This window comes from Pseudoalteromonas luteoviolacea (genome assembly GCF_001696455.1).
Lineage (GTDB): Bacteria > Pseudomonadota > Gammaproteobacteria > Enterobacterales > Alteromonadaceae > Pseudoalteromonas > Pseudoalteromonas luteoviolacea_C.
In genome coordinates this window covers 21,368-45,336 of record NZ_MAUJ01000007.1, presented here as the reverse complement: position 1 = coordinate 45,336, position 23,969 = coordinate 21,368, and the positions used below count along the sequence as shown (strand labels likewise).

19 protein-coding genes are annotated in these 23,969 nt (G+C 42.0%); 5 read left to right on the top strand and 14 right to left on the bottom strand.

The window, feature by feature from the left end:
- Positions 1–111 precede the first annotated feature (111 nt).
- Positions 112–732 carry a LysE family translocator gene (locus A7985_RS18235; RefSeq protein WP_065791844.1) on the top strand — a complete coding sequence of 207 codons (621 nt, stop codon included), beginning with the start codon at positions 112–114 and terminating at the stop codon, positions 730–732.
- 83 nt (positions 733–815) lie between these two features.
- Here the strand turns inward: A7985_RS18235 and A7985_RS18230 are convergent, their stop codons facing one another.
- From A7985_RS18230 to A7985_RS18220, 3 genes are all read right to left on the bottom strand, one after another.
- Positions 816–1,391: a hypothetical protein gene (locus A7985_RS18230; protein WP_065791843.1), complete on the bottom strand. Its 576-nt coding sequence runs from the start codon at positions 1,389–1,391 to the stop codon at positions 816–818.
- On the bottom strand, positions 1,388–2,149 hold the full coding sequence (locus A7985_RS18225; RefSeq protein ID WP_065791842.1) for a hypothetical protein: 762 nt from the start codon (positions 2,147–2,149) through the stop codon (positions 1,388–1,390). The genes A7985_RS18230 and A7985_RS18225 overlap by 4 nt, the downstream gene beginning before the upstream one ends.
- A gap of 164 nt (positions 2,150–2,313) precedes the next feature.
- Positions 2,314–5,874, bottom strand: coding sequence for a tetratricopeptide repeat protein (locus tag A7985_RS18220; protein WP_065791841.1), 3,561 nt, complete (start codon positions 5,872–5,874; stop codon positions 2,314–2,316).
- A 763-nt stretch (positions 5,875–6,637) separates the two neighbouring features.
- On the opposite strand from A7985_RS18220, the gene A7985_RS18215 reads away from it, so the two are divergent.
- Entirely contained in the window at positions 6,638–8,518 is a 1,881-nt protein-coding gene (locus A7985_RS18215) for a S8 family peptidase (RefSeq protein WP_065791840.1), read from the top strand.
- Positions 8,519–8,582: 64 nt separating this feature from the next.
- Here A7985_RS18215 and A7985_RS18210 read toward each other — a convergent pair whose 3' ends face one another.
- Genes A7985_RS18210 through A7985_RS18180 form a run of 7 tightly spaced genes read right to left on the bottom strand, consistent with a single transcriptional unit; the run spans position 8,583 to position 17,018 of the window.
- Entirely contained in the window at positions 8,583–9,677 is a 1,095-nt protein-coding gene (locus A7985_RS18210; protein ID WP_065791839.1) for a hypothetical protein, read from the bottom strand.
- A 41-nt stretch (positions 9,678–9,718) separates the two neighbouring features.
- A complete protein-coding gene (locus A7985_RS18205; RefSeq protein ID WP_065791838.1) occupies positions 9,719–11,047 on the bottom strand; it encodes a sensor histidine kinase in 1,329 nt (442 codons plus the stop codon).
- Positions 11,047–12,381: a sigma-54-dependent transcriptional regulator gene (locus A7985_RS18200; protein ID WP_065791837.1), complete on the bottom strand. Its 1,335-nt coding sequence runs from the start codon at positions 12,379–12,381 to the stop codon at positions 11,047–11,049. Before A7985_RS18200 ends, A7985_RS18205 begins: the two co-directional genes overlap by 1 nt.
- Before the next feature lie 50 nt (positions 12,382–12,431).
- Positions 12,432–13,655, bottom strand: a complete 1,224-nt coding sequence (locus A7985_RS18195) for an ABC transporter permease (RefSeq protein ID WP_065791836.1) — start codon at positions 13,653–13,655, stop codon at positions 12,432–12,434.
- A gap of 4 nt (positions 13,656–13,659) precedes the next feature.
- Positions 13,660–15,027 (bottom strand): ABC transporter permease, encoded by a 1,368-nt coding sequence (locus tag A7985_RS18190; protein WP_065791835.1) that lies wholly within the window; start codon positions 15,025–15,027, stop codon positions 13,660–13,662.
- Positions 15,028–15,036: 9 nt separating this feature from the next.
- A complete protein-coding gene (locus A7985_RS18185) occupies positions 15,037–15,732 on the bottom strand; it encodes an ABC transporter ATP-binding protein (protein ID WP_065791834.1) in 696 nt (231 codons plus the stop codon).
- Between the two features lie 17 nt (positions 15,733–15,749).
- On the bottom strand, positions 15,750–17,018 hold the full coding sequence (locus A7985_RS18180) for an efflux RND transporter periplasmic adaptor subunit (RefSeq protein ID WP_065791833.1): 1,269 nt from the start codon (positions 17,016–17,018) through the stop codon (positions 15,750–15,752).
- A 91-nt stretch (positions 17,019–17,109) separates the two neighbouring features.
- Here A7985_RS18180 and A7985_RS26560 point away from each other — a divergent pair, with 91 nt between their 5' ends.
- Both A7985_RS26560 and A7985_RS18175 read left to right on the top strand, forming a co-directional pair.
- Positions 17,110–17,274: a hypothetical protein gene (locus A7985_RS26560; RefSeq protein WP_176716772.1), complete on the top strand. Its 165-nt coding sequence runs from the start codon at positions 17,110–17,112 to the stop codon at positions 17,272–17,274.
- A 157-nt stretch (positions 17,275–17,431) separates the two neighbouring features.
- Positions 17,432–18,790: a hypothetical protein gene (locus A7985_RS18175; RefSeq protein ID WP_065791832.1), complete on the top strand. Its 1,359-nt coding sequence runs from the start codon at positions 17,432–17,434 to the stop codon at positions 18,788–18,790.
- 35 nt (positions 18,791–18,825) lie between these two features.
- Here the strand turns inward: A7985_RS18175 and A7985_RS18170 are convergent, their stop codons facing one another.
- Positions 18,826–19,284, bottom strand: a complete 459-nt coding sequence (locus A7985_RS18170) for a hypothetical protein (protein ID WP_065791831.1) — start codon at positions 19,282–19,284, stop codon at positions 18,826–18,828.
- A 280-nt stretch (positions 19,285–19,564) separates the two neighbouring features.
- Between A7985_RS18170 and A7985_RS18165 the strand changes: the two genes are divergently transcribed.
- On the top strand, positions 19,565–21,385 hold the full coding sequence (locus A7985_RS18165; protein WP_081310625.1) for a cytochrome-c peroxidase: 1,821 nt from the start codon (positions 19,565–19,567) through the stop codon (positions 21,383–21,385).
- 60 nt (positions 21,386–21,445) lie between these two features.
- Here A7985_RS18165 and A7985_RS18160 read toward each other — a convergent pair whose 3' ends face one another.
- Genes A7985_RS18160 through A7985_RS18150 form a run of 3 tightly spaced genes read right to left on the bottom strand, consistent with a single transcriptional unit; the run spans position 21,446 to position 23,607 of the window.
- Positions 21,446–23,044, bottom strand: coding sequence for a PepSY-associated TM helix domain-containing protein (locus tag A7985_RS18160; protein ID WP_065791829.1), 1,599 nt, complete (start codon positions 23,042–23,044; stop codon positions 21,446–21,448).
- A 4-nt stretch (positions 23,045–23,048) separates the two neighbouring features.
- Positions 23,049–23,297 carry a hypothetical protein gene (locus A7985_RS18155; RefSeq protein ID WP_065791828.1) on the bottom strand — a complete coding sequence of 83 codons (249 nt, stop codon included), beginning with the start codon at positions 23,295–23,297 and terminating at the stop codon, positions 23,049–23,051.
- Positions 23,287–23,607 carry a hypothetical protein gene (locus tag A7985_RS18150; RefSeq protein WP_065791827.1) on the bottom strand — a complete coding sequence of 107 codons (321 nt, stop codon included), beginning with the start codon at positions 23,605–23,607 and terminating at the stop codon, positions 23,287–23,289. The genes A7985_RS18155 and A7985_RS18150 overlap by 11 nt, the downstream gene beginning before the upstream one ends.
- Between the last annotated feature and the right edge of the window lie 362 nt (positions 23,608–23,969).

Below are 23,969 nucleotides of genomic sequence, written 5' to 3'. Positions count from 1 at the left end.
TATTCTTTAATAGCGTCTATCCTGCTCGGTATTTCTTTCGTCTTCTTTCGTACCGAATAGAATCTTGCTAAGCTCGCTTATACAACTCTATCAGAGCGAAAAGGATTGAAAATGAGCGTTGAAGTTTGGTTTTCATTTGTTGCTGCATCACTTGCCTTGTGTTTCACGCCTGGTCCGGCTGTATTACTTGTCGTAAGTCAATCATTGTTAAATGGTAAAAAAGCGGTGATGCCAATGGTGTTTGGTATAGCGTGTGGCGATCTTATTGCTTTGAGCTTTTCTCTACTTGGGATCGGTGCTGTGTTGTCTACTTCGGCAACTGCATTCAATGTAATGAAGTATATCGGTGCTTTGTATCTAGTTTATCTTGGAGTACGTGCATTATGGCAGTCTCAGCACACAACATCAGACGAGCGCACTCAAGTAACATATAGTGGTTTCAAGTTATTTAGAGATTCAGTACTGGTAACGGCTCTAAACCCCAAAGGCTTAATCTTTTTCATGGCATTTTTTCCTCTTTTTATTAACCCGGAAAAAAGCATTGTCGAGCAAATGTTGATATTAGGAAGTACGTTTCTGAGCGTCTCTTTACTAAGTGCATCGACCTATGCAATAGGTGCACACAAAGTGCGCTCAATTGCTTTGTCAGAGCGAGCTCAGAGGCTGTTTAATAGATTATCTGGGGGAATGTTGATAGGTGCAGGAGGGATCACTGCAACGCTAGAGCAATAAGCGTTAATCTTACTGGTTGTGATAAAACAATTGCGGGCGAACTAGCCCGCAATGAATAAGGTGCTCACAGCAATCAAACCCAACTATTGTTCTTCGCCCGATAACGCAAAAAACTCGAGCATCAACTTAAAGTGGCCATTGCCAAAATACTCGCTAGAAATAATCTTACCTTGACCGCTTACGCAGTCTCCTTCAAATGAATGCACTAATTCACCTTCCATGACGACTTGACGGCGGTTCTTAGCCCAGTAAATTCGAATGCCTTGCTTGGTCCCTCTAAAGGTATCAAAGTAATCCTTAAATTCCCGCTCTTTGCCTTTTAACGGGTTTAGCTCAAAATCAACATGCTTACTTAGCTCTTGTCCATAGGAGCTGAATACTGCAAGCTGGAATGTATCATTGATGATGGTGTCAAAGTCCCACCATGGCTTGTCTACACTAATTTGCTCCGCACTTGCGGCTAGAAGAGGAACTTCGAAACTGAGTTCGTTGGATGCAACTTGCTCGGTTTTGTGTTGATTATAAATGTGCTCAATAATCGCCATTTCCTGAGGTGTGAGCGCTTTGTCATCCTCATACTCAAATTCCGTAATTGATTTTGCAATGAGGTGATCTTCTAGCGACTCTAATACCTTGTCTGTGATCTTAACCTTATTCATACTGATATCGTCTCATTTATTGTATTGCTGTGAGTGAGAAAGTAAATGTCGAAATCTGCTTGTGGGTTTCCACCTAACTCTAGGCTTAGCCCAGACTCTTCAACGCGTTTTGCCAACTTAGATACAAATCTAGATATATATGTGATTGCCGCATTTCCTTTAAAGCCATGACGCTCTCCAAGTTGTTTTTGAGTCAATGCATTTTGTCTGAAAGATAAAGAGAAAAAGTCATAAAAAAGAGCCTGTTTTTTCTTATCTTCCTCCTGAGCAATCGTTTCTAGAAGTAGGTTGATAAATAGCCGTGCATTTTTATCCATTTTCGTTACTTGGTCTGGAGTTGGCTGATCGCTGGGCATCAGCTCATAAATATTGCTTGCTTTTTCATCACCTTGATTAGATTCATATAAATGAATTATCTGTACTGAGCGCCCCTCATCAGGAGCCTTCGCTTGCTCAGAAGCCGATTTTTTTCTATACGTTACATTGCTACCCATATCCAAGTAGACGCTTTCAAAAGCGCGGTATGTATAAGCCTTTAAGACGTGATTAAAGTCGCTCTGGGCATTGAGCCTATGTGCGTCATGATGCGCTTCTTTATCTTGCTCAGCTTCTTGTTTGGTTGCCTTAATCACTTTTAGTAAAGTCTCTTGGATAAGTGCTTCGGTATCGATTCGATGGTCCGTAATTGCCTTTTTTCTAAGTAAAAACTTAATAAATTTATACGCTTCTTGTACGGCTTGCTTGTTATCAAACCACATCAATACCCCCTTTGTCGTTGCTGTTGTATCCTTTTGCCCGCCCATTGTATGGCTAACTCTAATGTGAGTCACCAGATAGCTACTTGCGGTATAACAACTTTTGATAAAGTTTCAGCACAATGTTTTACGTCTTCAAACTAATGCTATCAAAGTTTGTTGCTTTTTTAGTTACACTTTAATAATTCGATATAGTGTTCAAACTTATTCTTGGCTTTTTGCCACTTGATACTGGTATTCGTTTCCAAATAACGCTCAGAGAGCGTTTTCCCTTGAGTAAAATAATTACAAGCCTTCTCTATTTCCCCGGCTTCAGATGCAATATAACCAAGGTTGAACAGCTTTTTACGATAACTCACTTGAAAAGCTTGATTTTCTGGGCGCTTTTGGGTCAATGCAAATGCCAGTACGCGCGCTTGTTCTAAGTGTGACTGCGCGGCCTTTTTGTCTCCTAAGTCATAGAGGTGAGAGGCGACTTTAGAGTGTACCCCTTGTAATAAACTCGCAAAATCTAAGTTTTCTTCGTCTTGCTCTGCGAGCTTTTTGGCCGCTTGTAGGGCTTTTTCATAGTAAAGTGTGCTTTGTTCTGGTTGTGCAGACTCTTCGAAATAACCTGCATAAGCGGTGTAAAGCTCAATACTATGTCCTTGCCAATCGATATTATGTTCGTTCAGCTGTCGTAACTTTCTCGCAATATCTAGGCCGGCCAGAAAGTACTCTTGTGCCTCTACCAAGTAGCCTTGCGCGAGTTTGTGTTTTCCTAAACGGCTCGCTAGCAAGAGCTGCGCAACTTGTACGTAAACATTATCAGGGTCTTTAATTGAGTACATTCGGGCGAGCTCATCAGCCTGATGGTAGTACTGCATAGCTTGCGTTCTACTGGAACTGTACTCAGCTAGATTAATGTAGGTACGTAAAAGATTGTACTGTGAAATCAGGTGATTGGGGTCATTACTGAGTTGTTTTTCGAGTATCGTTTTTGCTTGTAACAGTAAGTCGCTTGATTTTTGTTGCGAGGACGACGCTTTGGCTAACTCTCTGAATACATTAATCCTTAGTACATTATATGATTGCTCTAACTGCTGAGAAGGTACATTGCTATTTAGAATTTGCAGGGTTTCATTTAGCTTTTCAGAGGCATAGGCTACATCTCCTGCGTCCAGTGCAATAGACGCTATCTGGGATGTTGCTCTTGCCTTGGTGAGCGTAAGCGACTCATCCTCTTGCATTCTTTCAATTTGCGACAGCGCTCGTTGGAAGTACGTTTCTGCTTCATCTGCGCGACCTTGTTTAAGTAACAAAGCGCCGAGCTCGTACTTAAAAGCAACAATGAGTTGTTGTTCTTTCGTGCCTTTTCTTTCAATGGAGGTTAGGCGACTTTCTAAAGAACCAATGGTGCTGATCACCTCGTCGATGTGAGTCGAGTCGTCTTGACGCAGTATTTTAATTTTAATCAGCAATAGTCTGAGCTTATCGATTTCATCAAGGGGAATATCATCGACACTATCTACTAACTTAGATAAGTGTGCATTTAAATATTTACGCTGAAAAGTCGGCAGGTATTGCGCCAATATCGGTTCTATGGAGTCTATATTTATCAGTACATTATCTTTTAAATGAACTAAAGCTTGCGCTGTTTTCTCTTGTTCAACCTCTATTTGTTGCTTTTGAAAGTAAGCAAATGCGGCTGTACCAACTGCACAGACAAATAAGAGACTAGTCGTAAACAATCGGCGCTTTTGGGTTTTGTTTTGTAATTCAAGTGAGGCTTGATAATGACTTTGTGACGCAATGATGTAATTTTTTACCGACTCCAGCCCCACAGTGCCTGGCTGGCTTAGGTACTTGGTACCGTCTGAAAGCTCATGTTTTGTCAATGCAAAATGACATTGCTCTTGTGGTTGTCCTGCGAAATTTTTCCATTGCTTATACTTGGTTTCAACGCCATGAAACCACTGTAGATATTCTTTTCTGGCGGTAAGCCAGATGTAAAATCTGGGCCAAATTTGCTGATCCAATGAAAGGTTATCGGCAATGGTGATTAAGCAGTCGTGCGTCAACTTCACATAAGGCGGTAACTTTTGAGCTTGATGACGTATAATGAGTTGCTTTTCTATCAGCGCATTTACTAACGAAAGTAATTCAGGGTTGTACTGTTCTAGAGCAATAAAATCAACGTGTCTTGCATAGCAAGTTCCATTTATGTTTACGCCCACAAATAACTCGAAAAATTGCTCTGTAAGTGGTTCAAACTGCCCTAATATATGCTCCGCTTGCTTATAAACGACACCAGTGAGTTTATTGAGTTGATTGTACTGGGCAAAAGAGAGTATTTTGGGTTGCTCGCTGGTTATCGCCAGAGCATGCATTTGTGCGAGCAAGTATTCAACTGCAGGGAGCGCATGAGACAATTTCAATGCTTCGGTTTGAATTGTTTGCGCTAGCCCTTCTTCCAATACAATACCTAAAGCGAGTGCTTGATTGTTAATTATTTTTAGCCAGTCTTCTGCAGATAAGCTGTGAGGAACATAAAAATCTCTACCCACCATGTCAGTCTGATGTAAGTACTCACTGCGTATACTTGTTATTATTCTCAGTGGAGTGTGTTCACCAAGCAAAGATAAACTTTGCAGCAATCGACTGTGGGGTTCTAACTCATAGATTTCTTCAAATTGATCTATAAACCAAACATAAGTTGTTTTATGCGCGTTGAGGTGATGAGACAGCTCATCTAAATAGGTGGTATTTAAATTTAATAACTCTTCCAAAAACAAATCTAAATCGACAGGCATCGTCTGCAATATAGTAGAGAACCCAGCTTCATTTGAGTTTATAAAATGAGTCAATAAAGTACGGCTATCAGCAAATTGTTTAGGCAGCCCAATCTCCCATTTCACATCAATCTGTTGTTTGGTCAGCTCTGGTAATAGCCCTGCCTTTATAAGGCTTGATTTACCGCTGCCTGAAACGCCGTGGACTTTTATCAGTGAAGGGTTTTCATTAAATAAGGTCAGTAATTTGGCAGTTAAGTCTTCTCGACCAAAAAAGTAGTAAGCGTCATGGGGATCAAAGCTACACAGCCCTTTAAAGGTTAGAGTACTGTTGAGTTGTTCACCATCAAAGTCCTCACCAAGCACATGAAAAAGCGCTTGGTTGATATGTTCTATTGGGCAAAGATGACCACCGAGGGTGGCGACCTGTTCAATGAGTTCTGGATCGATGTCTTGGTGGTTGGTTTTCGGGTAAAAAACAGTAAAGGGTCCGCTGTGGCGATGCGTCATCGCATAGAGGGCACCTTCAATTTTATTGTTGATGTGGCCAATGCTATGTACATTGCCACTAGGCGATACCTCACCTGTTGCAAATAAAGTTTCTGTTAAATGTATATGTTTATTTAAATGGCTGCGATAGGCCAAATAGCAGCCTAGGGCGTATCCAAGACCAATACTTGTGCTGTCTTGCTGTAAATTGATGGTTTCCTGATTACTTGATGTAAGTTTGAGCTCTATAAAAAACTGGCTTTGTTGTCTGTCGAAAGGATTTAAGGACATAAAAGCAGCTTCGGCTGCCATTGTGAAATAATTATTCTGCTCCTTAAATTTATAGCCCAGTGCAAGCACCAAATCATTGGCAAATTTTACTTTTACCTTTTGTTGGTCCTTTGGTTTTATAAATCTGAATTCTGGACTATACGTATAGCGTTTGTCAGACAAAAGAATGTGTATCATTTCTTGCTCTTATCATTTATTGCTGCACATGGAATGTGCACCTTCTCTTACTCATGTGTGTTGAACCATCAAACCGCAGCATGGTGTTGTAACAGCTCACCTATTATTACAACGTCAATTCGAGACAAAAAATAACATTTGCGATGAAAAAAGTTAATTTAGCAAGCCAGATTAACTCTTATGAATATTATTCAAGTTTGTGGGATTTTTATCTTTCCTTTAAGCATCTTTTTCGTAAAGTGCATGATAAGACATAGGTTTTATTTTCCTTACTATGAATTATTTTATAAAGCTACTTTTTTTTGAACTTATTGAGTCAAATTGAGTTTGATTTGTTATTTTTTAATCAATTTTTCGTTTGTTAGTATTGGGGACTTGTTTTTCTCTGTGGTATTTTGCTCTTTATAGCGTGGTTCTGTGGTACTACGGGTCGAAAAAGCTGTTTGATATATCTGTCTTTAATTCAAAGAAGTGAAAAATAAGATTTTAGTTTATCTCGAATTATGCAATTATTGAGGCGTCAATTGAGATTACTTTGATTGAATTACCAATCGAAATTGTGCAGCTGGACTGGTCTAAGAAAACGCAGAAAAAATGAATTTAGCCGCGGTCAATGAGCACCGGATTGAAGTTTCGATTGTTATACAGGGAGCTTAGAAAGAGAGGCTTTCGCAGATAAATACTCGTAGTGTCGATCAACAAGAAAAACAATAAGTTCAAAATAATAACTAGAAGTAGAAACATCGCTTTGTTAGGAGGGGATATGATCTGTTCGAAGAAAACTCTATTAATTGCATGTATGGCAACAGGGTTAAGTATTATGCCAATGGCACATGCGCAGGGAGCCGGTGGCTCTTACTTGGTTGAATATGCTCAAGGTCAACTATCACCCAATGTGCTAAGTTCTTTGAAAGTCATCGGACGAAATGGTAGCAACTATATTGCTCAAGGCCAGTTATCAGCTCAGCAAGTTGCTAGTCTTGAACAGCTCGATGGTGTGATTCTTGAACACGATTATGGTTTATCTTTAAGTAATAATTCGCTTGATTATCTTCGAAATAATTCAAATAGCCTAGACGTCTTAAACAACAGCGAGCTCGAGCCTTATTGGCTTAGAGCAACAGGCATTAATAATTTGCCTTTAGCGTTAAATGAAATTCCAGTGTGTATAATTGACTCTGGTGTTGATAGTTCACATCCTGATTTGCCCAACGATATCAACGGGTATCACAGTGTATATGCCGGATTTTGGAATCAAGATGCTTTGAGCCATGGTACACATATGGCGGGGATCATTGCAGCTCAGGGAAATGGTATTGGGGTTAAAGGTGCCCTGAGCGAAGGCGTTGCTAAGTTACAAGTGCACAAACTTATTAGAACTGCCCATGGTAAAAACTCGGCAATTTCTGGCGGCAGTTTAATTGAAGCAATTGAGGTGTGTGCTAATTCGGGTGCCAAAGTAATCAATATGTCTCTTAGCGGAGATCAATTCTCGCCAATGACGATGGCGGTAATAGATAGATTAACCTACGACAGAGATGTGATCTTTGTCGCAGCAGCCGGTAATCATGGCTCACAAATTAAAAAGCTCAGTGGGCTGCATAACGATTCGTTGCATTACCCCGCCTCGTATCACAACGTGTTGTCTATTGGAGCACTAGACACAAACGGCGTAGTGGCTTCTTTCTCCCCAGCTAATAGCGAAATTGATTTGGTCGCGCCAGGCAGTAAAATAATTTCTACTGCCAATCGCAGCCATTTTGCGGTGCAGCAAGTTGGTGTTCAGCAAGGCGGTGGAGCTGAAAAGTTGATCAGCTACACGCAAATTGATGTGGGAGTAAATAGCCAATCAATGCAAACAGCTTTGCCTGCGCAATGTTTATATTCATTGACTGCAGCAGATGTTGAGCAGCAAATTGCTGAGCGCACGTTATCTTACAGCACCAGAGTTGCCTTGAATAATGCACAAAGCAGTTGTAAAGCTGCAGGTGGTAAAGTTATGGTGATAGACTATCCACAAAATACGGTTGGTTCTGTTAAGGGGTTAGACTATTACACAGAGTTTCCAACGTTACTTGCTCACCAATGGCCTGTTGTAGGTGATACCTCAAATGTCACGCTCAATATAAGCAGCTTCCACAACAATTATGTAGTAGGCGCAGGTACTTCGCAGGCAACAGCAATTATTTCCGGCGGTATCGCGAGGTTGTGGTCTCAAAACCCTCAGTGGAGTAATACTCAGATAATCAATGCCATCAAAGAGACAAGCTATGATTTAGGATCAACAGGACACGATAATGTATATGGATATGGCTTACCTAACTTTTCAAAAGCGCTCGAATACTTGCATGCTGGTCGCGAGCCTGATTGTCCGCAAGAATGGTATCAAAACAAACCCTATTCCGGCGGTGAAAAAGTGACATATAACGGTATCGTATACACCGCGCATTACTGGAACAAGAACTTAAGTCCGTCAGCGGCTCCTTCAATGTGGGAAGCTCAAGGGTCATGTGATATGAATAATGCCTCTCAATCACAGCCTACAGATGGTGGCTACAGCACACTGGATTTTTCAGGCTTAGAGGAAGAAGAAGTAAACTACAGCTGTGAGGGGCTTAGCTTGATGTGTGGCGGCGGAAGGTAACTACGACACATTCTGAACAGTAGGGGCTAAAGTTGCCCTTACTGAACAAATGAGAAGGGGGCGTTTAATTGCCTTCTAACAGCCAGACATAGATGTTAGGAAGCCCATCCTTGTAATCGATTTGGATGTCGAGCAATTGACCACTCACTGTTTGCTGAACAGTATAGTGGGTATGGTTCAGAAAGTAGCGTCCGTTGTTTTGTACGAGCGTACTCTGTGACGATATTTCAATTCCTTTTATTTTAGCCAGCTCAACAAGTGCATCTCGAATTGCATACTTAATGGCGCTACTTAGTAGATTATCTGGTGCAATTGTGCCATCTTCACCAAAATTTCCCAGTACAACACTCTTTCCTTCAAATTCTTGTTTAACACGCCAGTTTATAGGGTTTGAAAGAGCGCGCTCTTGTGCTGAGGCTTGGTAATTTACAAACAAAGTCGAACCATAAGAACAACTGCTTGTCATGAGCAGTGGTTGCTCTACTTGTTGTGCAGAAACATCACCTTGACGAGATAGGTTGATCGCATATTTCGCTTCAGATTGTTCATCAGTCCTATAGCTTTCGCGTAATTGCTCTTTGACGTTGACTTGCGCTTGGTTAAGGTAACCAGCAAGGGTTTTGGCATTTTGTGCACTCATTGGAATTTGCTGATGGGCAAGTGCGGTATAATAGCTCACACCAATAACGCTACTTTGGTTTTTTTGACATAACCACGATGGTTCGCACTTAGAGAAGTTACACTGCATTGTTTGGCACTGTGCCACGGATGTGAGTTCAGAGGTGCTAGCGTAGCTATATAGTGTATCTGGTGTTATATAGGGTTCGGAAAAATATACTTTCTGACCATTGTTTAAGGTAACGTTCGATGCGCTATGAGTGACTTTACTTAATTCAAGGTCAATTTGGGGGAGCCCATAGTGGTTGATTAATGACGCCAAAGCGCGCTGTCGACTCGCAAGCAAAGAGCCATACTGAGTGGCGCTCAATGGTGCTGCTGTACCAATAAACCCAATTCGATCCGCTGTCACTGGCGTTTGCAACCAGCAAGGCACTTTTTCTGGCTCAATTGGTTCTTTGTTCACGCTTGAAGTAACTTGGCAGCCAATGAGTGCAATGGGAAGCAGGCATGACAGTGCAAAGCGATTTAATGGTGGCATAAGTTTTCCTGTGAGGCATCTAAGTTTAGATGCAAATCCTTTTAATTATATTTAGTGTCCTGTAATGGGATGTCAAATTCAACCATTAGACCGCCTCGCTCTCGGTTTTTAAGTTTTATTTGGCCTTGGTGGGCGTAAATTATTTCATTACACAGGCTCAAACCGAGGCCGGTACCATTGGCTTTTGTTGAGTAAAAAGGTTGTAGAGCTTGATGGTGATTTCCATCAATGATCCCAGAACCTCTGTCCACAATGGCAATTCTAAGCCGAGTATAATCTTTGACTACTTTGATTGCGACTTCGTCCACTTCGCTGCCAGATTCATGTGCATTTTTAATGATGTTAATAAGCACTTGCTCCATTTGTGCAATGTCGAAGTAAGCATGAGTAACCGGCAAAGGGGCCAGCATTTTGAATGGGTATAGCTTGTTTACTTGGGCAAAAAGGGGGGCTAAATCATGATACGCGAAATTGGGTTTTGGCAGCCTAGCAAAGCGAGCATATTGTGCAATAAATTCACTGAGGTGAGTGGTACGTTGGTCTATGGTTTGGAGAATATCGGGCAGCAATGCTAAGTGCTTGTTTTGCTCAATCATGGTTTTGGCTGAAGTTGTGAGTGAACTGATTGGGGCTAGAGAGTTATTGAGTTCATGACTGATCAAGCGGATAGCATTTTTCCACATATTGATCTCTTCTTGGCTTAGTTCATGAGAGACGTTTTTGAAGATCAATAGTTGGTGAGGTTTCTGGTTTAACGTGACTTGTTTAAAGCTTAAATAGTAACTTTGCTTTTGGTCATGTTGTTCAAAGCTAATTAGGCCAGTTTGTTGCTCGGTAATTGCAATTTGTAAATTGGGGTGCAATTTATTGATGCTGTGGTGCAGTGCCATTCCCTCGAGTTTAGGGGTCTTTAATAGTTGTGTCGCTTCGTTGTTGGAGTAGACAATATGATAAAACGTGTCCAGCAAAATAATCCCCATTGGAGATGCTTGAACAATGCTATCTAATAAGATTTCTCGCTGATTTGAAGATTGGCGTTGCAGCTTTAAACTGCCTGCGAGGGTGTTGTACATACGCAGAAGATCATTTAATTCATAACTATGGTGCTCTGCAATGCGTATGGAAAAGTCTTGGTCGTGAATACTCTTTAGTCCATTTGTCAGCGTATCAAGCGCGTGCTTGTGCTGCTTAAATATCAACTCACAATACGTAAATATTAAAGGGATGACAAATAATAACGACACGGCTGTTGCCACTTCAAACGGGGCGTCTAGAAAGCGCAGTCCAGACTGAATCGCCACGAAAACCAAGATTACCCCGATACAAAATATCGCCATTTTGCCAGCTAGCGAGTACCACTGAAACTTCATCAACGTGCTATTCCAAATTTGTCCATACGTCTATACATTGCTTGTCGACTAAGCCCTAAGCTCTTTGCCGCATGCGTTACATTGCCATCATTATTTTCTAATGCTGTGCGAATATCTTGTGCTGACAGCTCTGAGGAAATGGCGGAACTAGTCTGCTTGATATTCAGGCCTAAGTCCTGCGCTTCAATGGTATTGCCTTGCGCAAGCAAAGTTGCTCGACCAATCACATTTTGTAGTTCTCGAACATTGCCAGGCCAATGGTAGCGTTTTAGCGTATGTTGCGCGCCAGAACTCAATTGCTTACTACTATCTATAAAATGCTCTGCCAGTGGAATAATGTCTTCAGGTCGCTGTGCCAATGAAGGTAAGTTAAGCTCAATCATATTAAGACGATAGTAGAGATCCTCCCTAAATAAACCTTGTGATATCGCGTTGCTCAGCTCTGCATTTGTTGCACTCAATACCCGAACTTTGACGCGTTTGGTTTGGCTACTGCCAACGGGTTCGAATTCCCCAGTTTGCAAAACGCGCAATAGCTTTTGTTGACCAGAGAGTGGCAAGTTACCAATTTCATCTAAAAATAGAGTACCGCCATCCGCAGCTTCAAATCGTCCAACGCGACTTTTAGTCGCACCAGTATAAGCGCCACTGACGACGCCAAATAACTCTGCTTCAATTAAGTCAGCAGGTAAAGCACCAGCATTTACTTTTATAAACGGAGCATCACGATAAGGGCTGTTAGCGACTATAACCTCCGCAATTTTTTCTTTACCGGCTCCATTGGGCCCAGTAATTAACACGGGTGCATCAGAGTGGGCCACCTGTGTGGCCACTTCCAACAGGCTAAGCATTGCGGGATCTGCACAGATTAGTCCTGCGAGGTCGAACTTATCGGTCAATTTTGTTGTACGAGCAATCGATTGCTGTTGCTGCTGAAACTGTGCCTTTTCTAATCGATACATTTCTAAAAGCTGATTAACAGAAGCAAGCAGTTTCTCTTCCCGCCAAGGCTTTTCCAAGTAGTCAGCTGCGCCATCTTTGATGAGCTCGACGGCCATCTCTAGGTTGGCCCATGCCGTAAGGAGGATAATTGGCAGGTCAGGGTTAAGTTGGCGAATCGCTTGATAGAGCGCTTTTCCCTCAGCCCCTGATGTTGTATCGGAGGTAAAATTCATATCCTGAATGACGAGATCGTAAGTTGAACTTTTAAGCATTGCCAGACCTTTGTCAGGAGACGTTGCACCATCACAATCAATATCATTGAGTAAAAAAAGCAGTTTTAGTGCTTTGATTACATCTTGGTTGTCATCGATAACAAGTATTTTATGTTGCATAACTCTAAAACTCTGATGCCAGCACAGGTTGTGCTGGCTTATTATTTTTATTAACTCGTTTTTGTTACTTGAGCAGGGGCTATTCTAGCCGCTTTTCTAGCGGGTATATATACCGCGCAGGCACTTAGCAACCACACAGCAAAGGCCACTATTGCCGCCAACCAAGGGACGATAAGTCCTTGAATTCGCAAGTTGGTAACAAAATACTGATTTAGCCACATTGCCGCGAATAAGCCAATGGCAATACCTGCAAAAGCTAATATGCTATTTTCAACAAGTAAGGCTCTCATCACTCTTGCTTGACTGGCACCTAAAGCCCGAAGCACACCAATTTCTTTTGTCCGAACCGAAATTGAAAAAGACACCAGAGCGACAATACCAACACCGGTGACTAATATCGCGATACCACTAATCCCCATCATAATAAATGCAAATGTACTGCGCCCGTCCCACAAGCGTTTTTTAGCACGGGCAGCATATTCCACTTGCTTTACAATGCGCCCCTCTTCATTGAACAGAAGGCTTTCAATGCTTTCTAAGGTTTTCTCAGAATTATGTGTGCGTACTTTAAGAATGTAATTAACTTGGCTATTTTGTGCATAGTGCGCTTCTGGAATGACCGCGGAGTGATACCAGCTATTGTTATACACCGCACTTTCGCCAAGCATCATATCCGCGTATATCCCGATTACTCGATAGGGCAGGCGCGCGTTGTGCAGATAAACCGTTTGGCCTAGCGCACTTTGTTCGCCAAATAAGGTGTTTGCCAAAGCCCGACTGATAATGACGACACTGGCTCTTTTCGCTTGTTCGCTGTCTGAGAAAATGTACTCGGTTTCATAAAAATTTCTACCCTGCGTGACTGTGATACCCAGTGCTTCGACACCTTGCTGTGTCTGTGAAAAGAGTGCGACGTGCTCTCCCTGTTTGTCTTTATCTAAGGTGTCATGGGCAAAGTTACGGCCATTCACAGTAGCAAGTACAAGCTCATTTGCAGCATAACTAGCATATTCAACTTCTGGCAGCGCACGTAGATTCTGGAGATCTCTTTCTATCAATGCACCTTGATCTACCTTTTTATCAAATACACGTGTGTAAACGTTAATGATCTGCTCTTCAGCAATATTCGACGGAATAAGCCAGTTTTGCAGTGTTCGGTAGCTAATAAAGCTAGTGTTACCCACAATTGTAACTGCGATGGCAATTTGTAGTGTGATCAAGAGCGAGGTGCTTTTGTGTTTTAAGAGCAACTTTAATATATGTTTGATGGCCATGGTGTTACCCCCTTAATTGTGATGCAGGTGCGATGCGACTGGCTTTGATAATGGGGAACAAACCAGCTACGAGAATCGTTAAATAAATGGCGCCAGCTGCTTTGAGTGCAAACACTAAGTCCATTGAATAGAGCTTTTGTACTTGCTCCGCCACACCGGCATAGTCCATTTGATATAATGCGAGCAAATACATGACATATAGCCCAATTTGCGCACCGATAACACCCAGAATAATGGCCAGAGTGGCGCCTATAAGTAATTCAAAAATCTGAATTTTTATAATGTATAACTTGTTTGCGCCAAGTGCACGATAAAGCGAAACCAACTTGGCACGATGCTGATTTTTGGCCAGTAAAATTCCTACGGTATTTACCAAAGTAATGGCGAATAACAAGTATGCGAAGTTCAGGTAGACGCGTTCCCAATCCATAAAGTCATAGATAGTATCGTGTAGCAGCTTTAAAGACTGTAAGTAATATGGCTCAGCGTGGGTAAAGCGACCTTGGGTTGCTTGTTGTTGCGTATAATTCCTTAGCCATAGTGTGAAATTGCCCAGCTGTTCCTCAGCCTGCAATGAAGATACTTCGGCCCATGCATGAATGTAACCGCATTCCGCTGTTTTGAGTCCGCTCATATTGTATTGACGGTACCCTGTGCGAGACGACTCTTCTTTGGTCATACAGGGCATATACCCTACGCGAGGAAAATTGTGATTAGTTGCATACCCCAATGGGACGAAAGCTAAGTCATTCTCCCTATTACTAAAGCTGATATTTTGAAAGCGATAAGTATGGTTTGATAAATCGACAACACCTATTACTTCTAACTGCTGGTTGTTGATAACGACCAGTTTTCCCACTGAATTTTGACCTGCAAATAAGTGGTCGTTTGCTTTTTTATCGAGCACGATCACCGCATCATCATGCATGTTTTCGCTCCAGGCATGGCCGTATATAAAAGGGGTTTGCATCATTGAGAAAAAAGCATGATCTACAGCAGAACTGGTCGCGTCTAAAGGTCGTGCACTTTTGTCTGCAACATCTAATACAAATGACGTGGTATAACTAAAGCTCAACCCTGCAAGGCCTAAGTCTCCCTCTTGATAGGCTAGAGTTAGTGCCTGCGCATCTCGATAAGTCAGAGGGGGTGTTCTGAGTGCATGTCTTCTATCGAAGTCCGCATCCATGAAATTTAAACTGACATGATGTAATTGCTCTAGTTTATGTGATAAGGCCGAGTGACCACTTTGCGCAATGATTGTACTCATTGTCAGTAACAGAGTGATACCAATCACAAGGTTTGCAATCATTAAAGAAGTCAGTTTTGATTTTTGCTTAAACCCTTGCCATGCAAGGTGAATTACGTCGCTCATAACCACTCCCTAAACCGCTAAATCAGTTAGCTGACTTTTTGCGATATCGCTCAATTGACCATCTAATATTTGGATATTTCGGTGGGCGCGCTGCGCTAATTCATTGTCATGGGTCACCATAATTAATGTGGTGCCTTGTCGATTGATTTCTTGAAGCAGTTCCATGACTTGGCGCGCCATCATGGTATCTAAATTACCAGTCGGTTCATCAGCAAGTAAAAATCGCGGTTTTCCCGCAAGGGCACGTGCGATGGCGACGCGTTGTTGTTGACCGCCGCTGAGCTGTGCAGGGTAATGTTGTGCTCTGCTGCCTAAGCCGACTAACTCTAAGCTTTCTTCAATACGTTGTTTTCGAGCTTGCTTGCTGAGCCCTCTAAAAATCAACGGTACCTCTATATTATCGTATAGGTTGAGATCTGATATCAGGTTAAAACCCTGAAATATAAAGCCTATTTTCTCATTTCGAAGGCGTGACAAGTGCTTGTCAGGTAATTGACTCACATCCTCACCGTCCAATATATACTGACCTTCTTCAAAGGTTTCTAGTAATCCGGTAATGTTTAAAAAGGTCGTTTTACCTGATCCTGAAGGGCCGGTGACAGCGATAAACTCACCTTCTTCTACGGTAAGGTTAACGCCACTGAGCGCATGAGTTTCTACCAAGTCAGTACGATATATTTTGCTGATATTATTCATTTTTAGCATGGTTTTTCCTTTTTGTTTTATTCGCTTAAGATGACTTGTTGCGCTTGCCCAAATGGCGATAGGCTAGATATTACTATGGTATCACCTACCTGTAAGCCACCTTTGACTTCAACTTCTTTAATACTTTTCACACCCAGCTGTATTGGAGTGCGATATGCATTACCGTCTGCGACGCGATAAGCCGTACGAGCAGAGCCCGTTTCAACAAATGCACCGCGTTCCACTTTCAACACATCTTGTTTTTGCGAAATAATTATCTGCGCGTTGACCCTTTGGTTTTGCCTTAGGTTTTCTGGTTGTTGTTCAAAGCGGATGCGGCCTGACACTCTGCCATTTTCTACTTCTGGAGAAATGGCCATCAGCGTGGCTGGGAAGTATTGATTATTGATTTGAACTTTCGCGGTTAAACCAATGCCCAGATCGTCCGCGAGGTTTTCGGGGATATAGGCTTCGACTTCTAATTCACGGAGATCGACCAAAGACATGAGCTCAGTATCGCGCTGGACATGTTGTTTTTGTTGAACATTGATATTACCGACAATGCCATTGAGTGGTGAGGTCAGTTTTAGCGCATCTACTTTACGTTGTAGATCAGTGACTAAGTGGCGCTGGCGGTCTAAATCTAGTTGGGTACTTTGTAACTCAAAGCTGAGCTGTTCCTGAGATAATTTTAAGCTATCTATTGCATGGCGCTCTTTTAATTCGGCGCGTTTAAGCTCGACCATGGTTTGTTCCAATTCAAGCTTTGAGATAATTTGTTTTTCAATACTTGCTTGCGCGCGCGCCATTTCACTTTGCGCAGCTTCAAGCTCTACTTTGGCGAGTTCCATGGCTTGTGTATTGTCTAGTTGTTGCTGTTTTATGGCAATTTGTTGGCGTTTAACATCCATTTCTAAACGCTGTAATGTGGCTTCTTCTTGCAGTAACTGATTGCGTAATTCCGGACTTTCTAAACTGGCGAGCAATTGTCCTGCGCTGATTGCATCACCCGCTTTCACGTGTAAGGTGACGGTGCCAGGCGCTATGGCATAAAGTGATGGGCTGACAGCGGCAAGGGTGCGACCTTCTACGCGAATATCTTGAAGAATGTCACCTCTTACTACCTTTGCGGTTTTCAATTGTTGACTTGAAACTACTTGCTCAGCAGATAGCAACTGTGAAAAGCTGCCTAATGATAGGGCAACAGCACTTAACATACCGATGGTCGCAATGCCTGTTATGAACCATTTTTTAGAGCCTGTTCTGTGGGCAATTACCTTATCTTGATGAGATGTACTTCGGATCATGGTATCTGATTCCTTGAACTAAATTAATATCACTTTCTCTACATATCAACTGTTGTGCCAACTTTTAAGTTATTGAAAAGTATCGGGTTGCATGGCTTTGATTGATGGAGGTAAAGACAATCGGACGGACACCGGACAGTACGCGGACAGTAAATTTGGGCGGACATCGGACGATGTATTGTGCGTTAATCCAATGAGAAGCCTAAAAAGTAAATTGCAATTTTTAAGTGGCTTTAAAGGTAAGTGGGTGGACTAAGTTGTCACGAACTTAGCTGGGATTGTTCTGCTGTCGAGGTACTTTATTACATCGGTTTACAATAAAGGCTTATAAATCATGAATATACTCATTTCTGAGAATTAATTATAAACATTCACATGATAAAATCGCGGCGTTGTTTTGATAGGAAATTAAAATGGAAAAAATAATGCTAACTCGCTCTTTACTCAGCGCAGCAATAATCTTATCCCTAAGTGGTTGCGGTGGGTCTTCATCAGATAACAGTTCTACCAATAGTCCGATAACACCCACAGTTGAAAAGGTGGTAGAAAAAACGATCCAGCTGGAGACTGTTTATAGAGGCTGTGAAAACGACGAAGCAATGCCTAATATTGACATTGTTTTTCATAATGCCAATGGAGAGGTCGTCGCAACAGCGAAAACTGATGTTGAGGGCAAGTATACGGGTAAAGTCCCAGAAACCGCAAAGCATGTGTCAGCTATTGAATCTGGGGCTCAAACCAATCAAGTATTCACTTACATGGAAATAAGTGAAGGCGTAAACCTTGGCAAAATATATTTTGAAAAGCCGAGTTCACTACCTCTTTGCCCCTCTGAAATAGGTCGCTCTTGCGAAAGTATGGATGTCGATGTCACTGATTTAGCGGCCATGTACTCAGGTTATAAGCTGGTTAACAGCAACGGATATACCATCACTGAATTGGGTGGATTTCGCAGCAGTGTCGATTTGACTTACTGTGAAGGGGAGGAATTTTCTTATTTGGCCGTTGTTTCACCATCGGGTGATGAGGCGGTAGCTGCCAAAGTGTCTGTTGAAGATATTAAATTACAACGATTGAAAAACGATGCTTTTACGCACGAGGGAATAAAAATATCGACGCCAATGCATCTTGATTATGACTCTATGGGAATCTATTCACTTACAGATGGGAGTTCTGGCCAAAGGAAGTATGAAGAGGTATTTTTTACGTTCGATGATACACTACCATTTATATTTCCCAGTCTAGCAAAATACAATAACTACCGCCTTTCTAATGTAGAACAATTAAACTTGGGGAATAATGATTTTAGGTCGAGAGTATATACTTATTCTCGTTCAATGATTGCAAATGATGGTACGGTAGACTTGGAGTTGCCCGTTGCGGTAGACCATGACTTAGGTGCGGCATTTTTTGCTGGCAATGCTAACAACAGTTTTGAAATTACTTATGATTTTAGCCATCTCGATAACAGACTAAACATGTTGAGGTGGAGCTTTGACTTTACAACAACTCATGAGCAATCAGTGCAGTGGAGTATTCAAAGCGATGTGGTGGGAACACTACCCGACCTTCAGTTTGGTGATGTGTTAGATTTTGGCGGAGCAGACTTTTCAGCTCTGCAAAGTTTTAGAATCACCTTGTCAGGACATCCCCATGCACCACAAAACCTAAACGATTATAGAGTCTTTTTATCTGGCAAAGACTTTGACTATTCCTTACCTGAGTACAAGTCTTACATTAACATCAGCTATCATTTTACATCTACTAATTAAGAAAGCAGTGAGCTCAGGTTAATAGCTCAGAGCTTTTACCAGTAGAAGCCAAATTGTTGCAGCCCTTGGAGGGCTGCAAGTTGTATTAACCCCATCCACACAGTGAAAATCCCACTCCAAGATTTTGACAAACCCAGCGTCCTATTAAATACAAACATCAGCCAAATAAAAACGAAGGCCATACTAGCAAATGACTTTATTGCTTGAAGAGAAAATAACACGGTGACGGTGGCGATTAATACGACGACTGCACAGCGAGCAATACTGCCATAGTCTGCACCAATAAACCGCACAGTTATCTTGGTTGGAATAAGGGTAATGAGAAACAGTAATGACGCCAATGCTAGCGTTGAATCCTTTTGATACATTAAATCCATTTTTTCAGAGGTAGGTAATAGTTTCCCATATAGGACCATTATTTCATAGTTTAGGTCGAACTTTCCAGTACAAGTCATTAGTTCGAGCGCTCGCCGCGTGACAGTTAACTCGTGCAATAATGGTATCCTCCTATCTTTTTATCATGCTTTATTATTTAAATTTGATATTCTGAATGGTTCTTTTGTATTGTTTTTTTGTGGGTTCTCCATATTTTTTCCTTATTTCATCTTCATGCTTCGATTTATTGTGTCTGCCAGTCTAATTATCTGATTTTAATTACATTTTGTACCTATTTTCGGGGTGTGATTTGAGTCTTATAACGAGACGAGCACTTGGGACTGGCAGGTCATTACGTCACTCTTGGGGAGTGGGATAGATCGTTACGGAGGAAAAGCGATGTTTGAAAGTTACTATCGGCCCTTAATAAGGCAATTAATGTTGGTTGCTTTATTTATAACGCCAACTTATGTGTCCGCGGTGATGACCATCAAGTCGTCATCACCAGAACGGTTAATTGCGAAAGTTCACTCTGCGACAGAAGTCGGCTTAAGTTGGCAGGCACCGGCAGGTGTTGAAGACATTACTGGTTATCGGGTATTTCGTGATGGTAAACGAATAGGACGGACAAAAGTAACGTTTTTTGTGGATACGAATGCGCAGCCGGATACTGAGTACACTTACTATGTTACCGCTTTTACAAGAGGTAAAAATAGAGTTTCAAGTCTGCCTTCGAATTCAAGCATCATAAAAACTTTAAATACAGGAGAAAATGATGGCATGCGTAATGGCTCTGTCATTCGAGTTGGTATTGCTCGGCTGGTGGATCATTGTGGTACAAACGATCTGAGTGAGATATCAGATGAAGCACTTGATGGCTGTTTGGATAAGTTGATTGAGCATTACACGCTTCGTGAAGGGTTAAAAGATATGCAAGCATATGTTGCCCGTTATCGTCGCCAAGAAGATGCAAAGCTAATTGAATTAGGCAAGCGCCTGTTCTTTAGCAAAGCGTTGAGCCAAAACTACGATACATCGTGTGCTTCATGTCACCACCCTGCTGAGGGGTGCGGCAGTGATGGCTTGTCACTGTCTATTGGGGTAAATGCTGAAAATCCAGATCTAATGGGCATCGGTCGTAGTGACGGTTCTGTGGTGCCCAGTGTTGGTCGAAACGCTCCTCAGATTTGTAATTCAGCACTGTGGGTTGATAGCATGTTTTGGGACCAACGAGTACGGTTACGGGAAGCGAATCGTGATAGTGAGGTAGGCACCGTCTCGACTGCTGATATTCAAACCCCAGAGATTGAAGTCACTCGGCTAATGAATACTGAAGTAGCCAATACAGATCCTCTTCGCTTACTCATGGCACAAGCTCATTTTCCTATTACGGCCCCTGCGGAAATGGGAGATCCCAGCGGTTTTGACTCACCTCAAGCTTACCGGGAGTTTATCGCGCAAAGGTTGAGTGAGCAGTGGAAACCACATTTCAGCGCGGCTTTTGGTGATGATCAAATTAGCTTCTTACGCATTGCTAGGGCCATGTCAGCTTATCAGGCATCTTTTTTATTTATTGATAATCCATTCTTCAACTATATAGAGGGTCAACAAGATAAGTTGAACCATGATGAAAAGCGCGGTGCTTTGTTCTTTTATACCGGGGCAGGTTGTGCCAATTGTCACGATGGAGTGATGTTTACTCCCGAGAGAACGAGGGGGCCCTTGTATCCGCAAATCGGTGCACATGGTGTTGCAGACGGCAACTTTAAAAACCAATTTAGAATGCCTAGCTTGTTAAATGTCGGCATTACAGCGCCGTATGGTGACAAAGGGGTATTTGCGACCTTGGAGCGCGTGATTGAGCACTACTCAGATGTCACTGGTTCTTTGGAGCGCTTTTATGGCGACAACGAAACCTGTGCACTACCGCAGTTTCAGCATTTGAGTAGCGCGCAATGCGAAGCTGTTGTGGGCGATGCAGGTAGCTATGTTTTAGCGCTCAACGCACAAAATCGAGCTGCCTCTGACAGAAGTGATGAGGCAATTATCCGAGGATTTACACCACAACAAGTCAGTTATTTAGCGGCATTTTTACGTGCTTTAACTGATCCGAAAGCGCATGTGGGCAGTCACGAGATTAACGCCTTGATACCTGAACGAGATGGTGGGCCTGATGGTCATCAGTTCGATGCTGTTAATAAAGAGGGTGAAGCATTGTAAGTAAAATAGGTAAGGGCGCTTTTAGCCCCCCTTACCTAATCTCTATAATCTGAGTTGAATTTAGGAGTTTAGAGCCACCTCAGAGTCCATCGCATTTAACTCCTGTTGTAACTGCTCTGCTCGTTTTTCGAACTTTTGGGCGCTATACCAACACAGCGCTGCAATGGTAAAGAACATGATATCAACAATGATGAGATCAGAGATCACATACGTAGATAATATGTCTCCGTAATTCAGATAGTTTGGTAAGTTAAGTAACACTGCGAATGCATATACTAAACCTGAAAACTTGAGCAGATAGTTACAAAACACGTCTTGCTGCTTGATAAATAGCGATATCAAAGTACAAACAAAGAAACTCACGTACACAATGCTGTGAATCGTGGTCATTCGGCCCAGTGTATCGAGCGGAATAAGCTTCGCAGCCACAGCCCCCAAAGCGATGGCTAACATGCATCCGATGAAAGCACCCGAAGTCAGGCGTGTCACAAATGCAAGATTTCGTTTGCTCTGTTTCTTCTGTTTCGCACGTTTGCTTATCCACATGAGGTTACCAGTAATGATGATGTAAGCTGTGGCTAAGCCAAGAATAAAGAACGCAATTCGCATCCCATATCCAGCAAAGTCACCGAAGTGTAAACTGGCTATAGTGGCTAAGCCTCCACGCAGGTTGTTGTCATAATTGTCTTTAGTTATATAGACTTGCTTATGATCTTTTATTGCGTAACGTACTTCCACGTCGTTTGAGAATTCGTCATTACTTTTAGCCATGAAAACCAGTACCGCACTTTCATCACCAAAATGTTCGATCATCATGCGACGAAGTGTCACGTTGCCTAATTCATTCATGGCTTTGGTATAGAGTGTATCGATGCCTTGCATAGGCATGCGAATGTCGACTTCCTCTATGTGAGGCTCATTAAACCCAGCAGCTTGAAGTACCTTTCCTTGATCGCCCTGAAATAGCAACACGGCATAAGAGATTTGGTAGATAATCACCAGGTTAAATACCAACCCAGTAAAGGCATACATGATGTGAAACGGTAAGCCCATAGTGCCGATTAAATTGTGGGCATCTAGCCATTTGTCTTTGTTGGCACCAAGGCGATATTGATAAAAATTCTTAAACAACTTGCGCCAATGAATAACGACGCCACTGATCAGTGCGACAAAAAAGAATAGCGTTATAATGCCAACAAAGTACAAACCTATTCGACCAATCCCTAAATCATAATGTAAATGGTAGACAAAATTGGCAAATTGAAAGTTATTTGCATCGGCAATAATGTCACCACTGACAGGATTAAGTAACAGGTACATATCCTGATGGTCTTCGCCAGTCTCTGGGTGGGGCTCGTCTAGCTCTGCGGCGAAATAGACTTGAAGGAATGGGTTTCTTTCTGTCGGTTGATACAGATAAAAGATATGATGCGTATCTATGTCATATTTCTCATCTAGCTTGGCCAGCACGGTATCATATGATACCTGACTTACATGCGGTGAATGCTCACCTATCAATGACACCTTTTCCCATGTTTCGATATTTTCTCTGAATAAACTGATCGATCCCGCAATAAATACGATAAATAAGACAAAAGAAATGATCAGCCCAATCCAAGCGTGCGCATTTGTTAAGGATTTTAATGTTTGGTTTTTCATAGCATTACACCATCAAAAATACGTTGAGTAAGGCGGAAGGTAAGAGTACTAAAAGCAGGTATTTAGAGGCTTTTAGTGCTGTTTCAAACGCGTAGGTCCAAACCATAGTACTTGCCCAGATTGGAAACCCTAAGATGAGGCCGATAAGCAATCGAGTATCTTCGGCAAAGGGTAAGATAAGATTGGTATTCAATGCGATGGAAACCGAAATCAACAGGCCAAATATAAATCCAAGTATTGTTTTAGGCCACATAGATAATGCCTCCAACGGTTGAGCATATCGTGAGTAATAAAACGGAAGTTATCATAAACAAGCGTTTTGACTTACCCGCCAATATGGTGACACCAACAAGCCCCATCATAAGTACAACAAAGCTAGCCAATGATGCAGACACTATGGGGTAGCGCTGTGCAAATAACACATTGACACAAACATATAAACACAGGGCTGCGAGGTAGCTAAGCCACTTTGGTAATGGCTTGCTGAGTAAATACTGTTTTGGGCTGGCCAAATACAAAAGCAGTGACGCAACCCACACAGGGATAATAGCGAGAAGGCTCATGAGAATAGGAATAATTGTTATTTTGTTCTTTATTGTTTCAATAAGTGAATCAAAATTCAACACTTGAGCACAAATTGACAGCTGTTAATGATGGATTTATTAAACGCGCCATACTGATTAAGCCCAGCGAATCAAGAATCTTAAGGGCTTTATTCAATTACACTATTGTTCACAGCTGCTTTGCTATGCGTTAGTGAGTCTTTTTCATTCTGTTTAGCCGTTCACTTTTTAGTGTTAAATGCATGCTGGTGATACATCACGGCTCATTTATTTAAAATATTCTGTTTTAAATCGAAGGGTGTTACATCGTTGCCTTTCCTTTTTACTCAACAACGCAAAATAGCCCATGCAATATCAAGGCT